A 7031-nucleotide genomic window follows, 5' to 3' on the forward strand; every position below is an offset into this window, starting at 1 on the left:
TATGGCGATAGCGATCGATCTCGACCATATCGTTAGAAATTATGGGCCGACACGCGCCGTCGACGACGTGACGCTCGACATCAGAGCAGGGGAGTTCTTTACGCTGCTCGGTTCGTCCGGTTGCGGCAAGAGCTCTCTGCTGAAGCTGATCGGCGGTTTCGACAAGCCGACCTCGGGACGTGTGCTTTTTGACGGAAAGGACATGGCTGACGTTCCGGCCAACCGCCGGCCGGTAAATACCGTCTTCCAGTCGCTCGGGCTCTTTCCGCATATGAATGTCGCCCAGAATGTCGGGTACGGCCTGAAGTTGCGCGGGCTGTCCGGTGCTGCTTTGAAGACGAAAGTCGATGGCGCATTGGACCTGGTAGAGCTAACCGGCTTTGCGGATCGCGATGTCAATCTTCTCTCAGGCGGCCAGCGCCAGCGCGTCGCGCTGGCTCGCGCGCTCGTCATGGAACCGGGCATCCTGCTGCTCGATGAACCTCTGACCGGGCTTGACGAACGGCTGCGCCAGCAGATGCGCGACGAGTTCGGCCGTCTTCACAAGCGTACCGGTGCGACCTTCATCCTGGTCACACACAATCAGGATGAGGCGCTCAGCCTTTCGGATCGCATGGCCGTCATGCACAAGGGACGGATCGAACAGACCGACGCGCCTACGCGCTTCTTCGAGGCGCCGGCCAATGCCTTCGTGGCCCGCTTTGTCGGCATCGATACGCTCCTCAAGCCTGAAAGCATCTCGATTTCAGGTGGCAGGGCTATCGTTACGATTGCCGGGCAGCACATCAGTGCGAGTTTCCCCGGAGTGGTGCCGCCATCCGATGCCCTCGTCGCAATCCGCCCAGACCGGGTTGAACTTATCCCGGCGGGCGAAGATGCAGCAGAAATAATTGAACTTAAGGTTGTCGAAAGCATCTATCGCGGACTGAGCCATGACGTTACGCTCGCTTTCGCCGACAGCCAGCGTGTGGTGTTAACGACCAGCGCGGACGCAATTCCGCCCTCGCCGGGCGAAAGCGTGCGCGTCTGTTTGAAGCCGGGTGCTGCGCTCCTGATCGATCATTCCGGAAGACCGGCCTTGGCTGGAGGCGATGAGTAGAACCCGAAGAGCTGAACCAAGCAAAAAATGAGGGAAGGGAATGACACGATGAACAAAAGCAATGATTTCGCCTCCTCCGCCTTGAGGAGTAATATGCAGCGCCGTGATATGCTCAAGCTAATGGGTGCAGGTGCGGCTGCGCTATCCTTTGGTGGATTGGCTGCTAACCAGGCCATGGCCGATGATGCAACGGTGGCATTCTGGGCTACCGCCACGCTCGATATTGGCGACAAGTGGCAGGAATTTACCCGCCAGAGTGGCGTTTCGCCAGAGTTCACCGACAACGGCAACGATGTCGGTCCCGTTGTCGCCCGTCTTGCCGCGGGCAATGCCAATGATCTCTTCGATGTCGGCGGCTTTCAGGGCGGCGCCGAACGGGAGCTTGCCAAGCAAGGCCTGATTGTCCCCTGGGACGTCTCCAAGATATCGAATTTCGCCGGCATCTGGCAATGGGCCAAGGATATCCCGACCTTGACCTATGAGGGCAAGCAGTACGGCATCCCGACGGTCGTCAACGCCGACTCCATCATCTACCGCCCCGACAAGCTCGGCAAGGTCGACAGCTATGGCGTAATCTTCGATCCAAAGCTCAAGGGGCGTGTCGCGATGGAGGATGCCTGGATCAACAGCGCCATCTTTACTGCCATCTATCTCAAGGAAGCAGAAAACAAGCCGATCAAGGAGCCTGGCAATTTGACGGAATCCGAGCTTGGCCTCGTCATGGAATTCCTGATCAAGCACAAGAAGGATGGGCAGTTCCGCACCTTCTGGAACGGTTGGGAGCAGGGCGTGCAGCTAGTGGCGAACGAGGAAGTCGACGCCATGACCGGTTGGGAGCCGATCGTCTATGAAGGCCGCAAGCGCGGGCTTCAGGTGGAATATGCCGCACCCGTCGAGGGCTATGAAGGCTGGGGCAACAACACGGTGCTGCTCAAGGGCGCTGCACAGCGCGGCAAGGCCGACCTCGCCCACAAGTTCGTCGATGGCCTGCTTGCGGGCCTCTATGGTTGCGAGCTCGGCAAGGCGCGCGGCTATCTCGTCCCGACCGACAACAACCTCGCCTACGCCAAGGCCCATCCGGATGAATACAAGGCCGACGACGTCGCCAAGCTCGCCGACCATGTGAAGGCCAAGTTCTCCGGCAAGGTCTACTGGCAAAATTGCCGCCCGGACAATTTCCAACTCTACGAGGAGTGGTGGCAGAAGCTGCGCAACGCCTGATTTGAAGTGATGGGCCGGGGCTGGCGCATTTGTCGAAGGACAGGCCGGCCCCGAGCCGATGGGATCAACGCCGAGAGAAGGAGGTTTAGACGATGAAAACACCAGTTCTATTGCTTGCTGCTCCGCTTGCGGTGATCCTCGTGCTTGGCCTTGCGCCGCTCGTTCTTGTCGTGGTCTGGAGCTTCTGCGCCTGGGATTCCGCCACCTACTGGATCAAGCCGGAATTCAGCCTCGCCGCTTACGGCGCCATTCTGGAGGCTGGGCGCTGGAGCGTGTTCTTGTCCACCCTTGGCAAGGCGTTACTGACGTCAGCTATCTGCCTAGTCATCGCTTATCCAACCGCCTATGCGATGTATTTCCTGGCTGGCCGCACCCTGTCTATCGTGCTTGCGGCCTTGCTTACGATCCCGTTTTTCACGTCCTATCTCATTCGCTCCTTCTCCTGGCGGCTGCTGCTCGGCCGCACCGGTGTCATCAACACACTTCTGCAGCAGGCCGGCATTATCGATGCGCCGCTCGACTGGTTGCTGTTCAGCGACTTCGCCGTCATCGTCGGACTGATCGCCTCCTACCTCCCGTTCGCAACCTTCCCCATCCTGCTTTCCATGCGCCGTGTCGATCCTATCGCGCTGGCGGCCTCGCGCGATCTCGGCGCCGGGTTCTGGACGATGGTGCGCACGGTATTGCTACCGCTGACCTATTCCGGCGTCTTCGCCGGTTTCCTCTTCGTCTTCGTCATGGTTGCGGGCTCCTCGACGGAGGTGCAGATGCTCGGCGGTGCCGGCGCTTCAATCGTCTCGGTGATGATTAACGACGTCATGCGCGTTGCCAATTTTCCGCTCGCCTTTGCGATTTCGACGCTGATGCTCGTCATCGTCTTTGGGCTGGTGCTGATCGGGGATGCCCTGTTCGGCCTCTCCTCGCTGTTCGAGGAGCGAGGCCAATGATCGTCAGGGAAGGAGCGACCCCGCGCATCGTCATCTGGACGCTGACCATCTTCGGCCTCATCGTGATCTATGCGCCGCCGCTTTATCTGCTCGGAGTTTCGTTCAATCCGGCGCTGCAGCCGGGACTGCCACACTCGTCAGACATCACACTGAAATGGTATCTCGCGCTCGAGGCGGAAAATACCCTCGTCGCAGCGCTTGGTCAGTCGATCCTTATTGCGCTTGCGACGGCTGCCGTTGCGACGCTGTTGTCGCTCGGCGCGGTGCTGGCGCATCGCGAACTTCATCGCGGTCGCTGCCTGTGGTTCCTGACCATGCTGCTGCCGATGTTCATACCAGGCGTTATCCAGGGGCTGGCGCTATCGACTGTGATCAGCCGCGCCGGTGTGAAGGCATCAGCTTTGACTGTCATTGCCGGGCATCTGCTATGGGCGATGCCTTTCGCCTTCATCGTCATTCTGACGAGCTTTGGCGCGGTCAAGCGGTCCTATTTGATGGCGGCCGATGATCTCGGCGCCGGCCGCTTCCGGCAGTTCCGGGATATTATCCTGCCATTGATCAGGCCCGGTCTCGTCAGTGCCTTCATCTTTTCGTTCCTGCTATCACTCAACGAGTTCACCCGGGCCTTCTATCTGGCCGGCCGACAGAACACGTTGCCGGTCGTGCTGTTCGGCAAGATGAATTCCGGCGCTTCTCCGACGATCTATGCGATGTCGGGCGCAATCTTTCTTGTTTCCAGCGTTTGCGTGGTGGCGGTTGCCCTGCGTTCGCTGCTCATGCAACGCCGAATGGGGTGATCAACATGCAAATAGGACTGACCAGTCGCAAATTCCGCCCACCCTTAGATCTCCACCAATGGGAGTACAGAGGATGAAACACGAGTCGAAGCTGATGGCACTGATCCGCGCGGGAAAGAGGCAGGAGGCGCTTGATATGGTCGAGCGGCTGAAGGTGGCGGCGCAATCGCTGCCGACATCGATCAAGGTGGATCGGAAAGGCGCTGTCACTTATTACAAGGGAAGCTGCCGTTTCGTGAGAAACATCCAGGGCGGCTGGGATCTGGTGCCCAAGAAAAAATAGATGCTTGCTGCGGATTCGTGCACCGAACAGGCTAACGCTGCCGAATGTGCGGCGCGGGCAAAAGCAACGTTTGAAAGCCAGAGTTTGCCTTCGCTCTTATCGTGGGGTGTGAAAGCTCGTTTTGACGTGCGGGCAATACTTGATGTTTGTCACCGCAAACATTTGTCTATGCGCGGTAATTCGCTCGAATATTCAATATCCTTTAAGATGTAATAATATTAGAAGATATCTTATTTAGAAATATAAAATTAACGTCCGAAGCCTAAGCTCTCCTCGACCGTCATCGCAAGGTGATAGTTATCAAAGGAGACAGGACCATGTATCGTGTTTCTCGCTTCAACAGGGAGAAAGAGGGAGCCGCAGCGGTCGAATTCGCGCTCGTCGCGCCGCTTTTTTTCCTTCTGCTTCTCACGCTGATTGCCTTTGCCATCTATCTCACTGCCGCTCATTCGCTGCAGCAATTGACTGCCGACGCCGCTCGCACGGCAATCGCCGGGCTGTCGGCAACCGAGCGAAGCCAACTGGTTCAGAGCTTCGTCACCAATTCGACGATCAACGATGCCTTCATCGACAAGACCAAGTTGACGGTGACTGTCGCCACAGATCCGACCAATGCCAACCAGTTTACGGTCAGCGCCAGCTACGACGCGTCGGCCCTTCCGATCTGGAACCTCTATACCTTCGCGATGCCGGATCCCACCATCCGTCGCTATTCGACCATTCGGTTGGGAGGTCTGTGATGAAACCGTTTCTCGACGGGCTTGCGGCGCTTCGAGACAGGAGAGGAAATGTCGCGATCACGACTGCGCTTGTTTCGCCTTTGATCCTCTATTGCCTTGGCCTCGGCGTCGACTATGGCATGATGACGTTGCAGCAACGGCGCCTACAGCAGTTGAGCGACATTGGCGCGATATCGGCCGCTTCCAATATCACAAATGCCCAGACTGCGCTCTTCAACAATCTCCAAAGCAACGGCACCACTGCGGCGGTCGCCTCCGGCAGCAACTATATGACCAGCGACGGGCTAGTCAGCGCGGCCGCGGCCAACTCCGGCCAATATGAGACCGTCGCCAATTTCGCGCTCGGCACCTATTCGGCGGACACATCGGTCCCGGTTGCAAACCGCTTCTCCTCAACGGGAGCTGCGCCATATGATTCCGTAAAGGTGACACTGACCCAAAAGGCGGTCATGCCTTTCGCGTCCGCCTTTGCCACGCCGCCGACCTTGAGCGCGACGGGCATAGCGTCAAGCGAGCGTCTAGCCGCCTTTTCGGTTGGATCGCGGCTCGCGAGCCTCAATGGCGGTATTCTCAACCAGCTGCTTGGCGCACTGCTCGGAACGCAAGTCTCTCTGAAGGTCGTCGACTATCAGTCGCTCATCAGTGCGAACGTCAATCTTCTGAGCTTTCTCAATCTGCTGGCAACGGATCTCAAGCTTACCGGTGTCAGCTATAACGAGCTTCTGGCAACCGATGTCACCTACGACAAGATTCTCGGCGCACTCGGCAAATCGACGAATCTTTCGGCCGGTGTCGTCACCCTCATCAACAATCTGGGTAAGACGCTCGGCACCACGAAACTGACCGTAAAGCTGCAAGATATTGTCAATCTAGGTCCGCTGGGGCGCAATATTGTCGGCACGTCCCCCAATATGACCGCCAATATCAATGTGCTGGATCTCATTTCCACCACTGCAATGGCCGCCAATCAGCAAAGGCAGATTGCGCTTGATCTCGGAGCTGCCCTGCCCGGAGTCGCCACGGCAAAATTGACGTTGGCGATCGGTGAGATGTCGCAGCAGACGCCAGCCCTGGCGGTGGGTGCACCGGGCACGATCGTTCGAACGCCGCAGGTCCGTGCTGCGCTCGAAGTCGCCGTCACCGGCCTGTCGCTGATTGCCGGGCTGAAGCTCAGGGTTCCCCTTTATATCGAGCTTGCCCCCGCTGAGGCCAAGCTTGCTTCGATCACCTGTGTTGGCGGCTCCATGCCAAATGCCGTCGTCGGAATAGATGCCGTCCCCGGTGTTGCCGAGGTGGATCTGGGCGACGTCAACACATCCGCCTTCGTAAATTTCGGTTCCGAACCGCGAGTCACGCCGGCTGCGATCATCGATTCACTTCTTCTGAAAGTGATCGCGAGCGCGCAGGTCGATATCGCCAACATGAGCCCGACGCGACTGACCTTTCAGCCTCCGGAGATTTCGGCCGGCACGATCAAGACGGTTTCTACCAACAGCGTCTTGACATCCACGGTCTCGTCGCTCTTGAAAAACGCCACCATCACCATCCAATTGCTCTTTCTGACGCTCGGAACACCGAAGGACGTGCTCTCGGCGATTGCTGACACGCTGTCGGTTGTGACCGCGCCGCTCGATCAGGTTCTATACGGCACGCTCGGTCTCCTCGGCATCGGTATCGGCCAGGCGGATGTAAGCGTCACGGACGCGAGATGTACGCAGCCCGTGCTGGTACAATAATGGCATCTCAGAGCGCTTGCGTGGAGCGATGCGCCTTCTACGGCGCACGCCGGCTCACAGGAGGTTGGCGTTGTCCCAGAGCGGTCGTAAGTCGGCGGCCGCAATTAAGAGACTTGCTGAGAATACTATCAGCTATATGAATTCGACGTGTCGCGAAGCGATGCCTGGCTTAGCAAAGAAATTTTATCGGCAGCGCGCCAATTGCATT

General features: G+C 58.2%; 7 protein-coding genes. All 7 read left to right on the plus strand.

The features are described from left to right. Position 1 precedes the first annotated feature (1 nt). Positions 2 to 1099, plus strand: a complete 1098-nt coding sequence (locus ACYJRZ_RS29035) for an ABC transporter ATP-binding protein (protein WP_459464581.1) — start codon at positions 2 to 4, stop codon at positions 1097 to 1099. Positions 1100 to 1147: 48 nt separating this feature from the next. Continuing rightward, on the plus strand, positions 1148 to 2320 hold the full coding sequence (locus ACYJRZ_RS29040; RefSeq protein ID WP_459464583.1) for an ABC transporter substrate-binding protein: 1173 nt from the start codon (positions 1148 to 1150) through the stop codon (positions 2318 to 2320). Positions 2321 to 2412: 92 nt separating this feature from the next. Next, positions 2413 to 3267 carry an ABC transporter permease gene (locus ACYJRZ_RS29045; RefSeq protein WP_459464585.1) on the plus strand — a complete coding sequence of 285 codons (855 nt, stop codon included), beginning with the start codon at positions 2413 to 2415 and terminating at the stop codon, positions 3265 to 3267. After that, positions 3264 to 4064, plus strand: coding sequence for an ABC transporter permease (locus ACYJRZ_RS29050; RefSeq protein ID WP_459464587.1), 801 nt, complete (start codon positions 3264 to 3266; stop codon positions 4062 to 4064). Before ACYJRZ_RS29045 ends, ACYJRZ_RS29050 begins: the two co-directional genes overlap by 4 nt. A gap of 73 nt (positions 4065 to 4137) precedes the next feature. Beyond that, a complete protein-coding gene (locus ACYJRZ_RS29055; RefSeq protein WP_459464589.1) occupies positions 4138 to 4347 on the plus strand; it encodes a hypothetical protein in 210 nt (69 codons plus the stop codon). Positions 4348 to 4664: 317 nt separating this feature from the next. Beyond that, on the plus strand, positions 4665 to 5087 hold the full coding sequence (locus ACYJRZ_RS29060; protein WP_459464590.1) for a TadE/TadG family type IV pilus assembly protein: 423 nt from the start codon (positions 4665 to 4667) through the stop codon (positions 5085 to 5087). Continuing rightward, entirely contained in the window at positions 5087 to 6823 is a 1737-nt protein-coding gene (locus ACYJRZ_RS29065; protein WP_459464592.1) for a pilus assembly protein TadG-related protein, read from the plus strand. Before ACYJRZ_RS29060 ends, ACYJRZ_RS29065 begins: the two co-directional genes overlap by 1 nt. Positions 6824 to 7031: the final 208 nt, after the last annotated feature.

Source organism: Rhizobium sp. No.120, assembly GCF_054558365.1.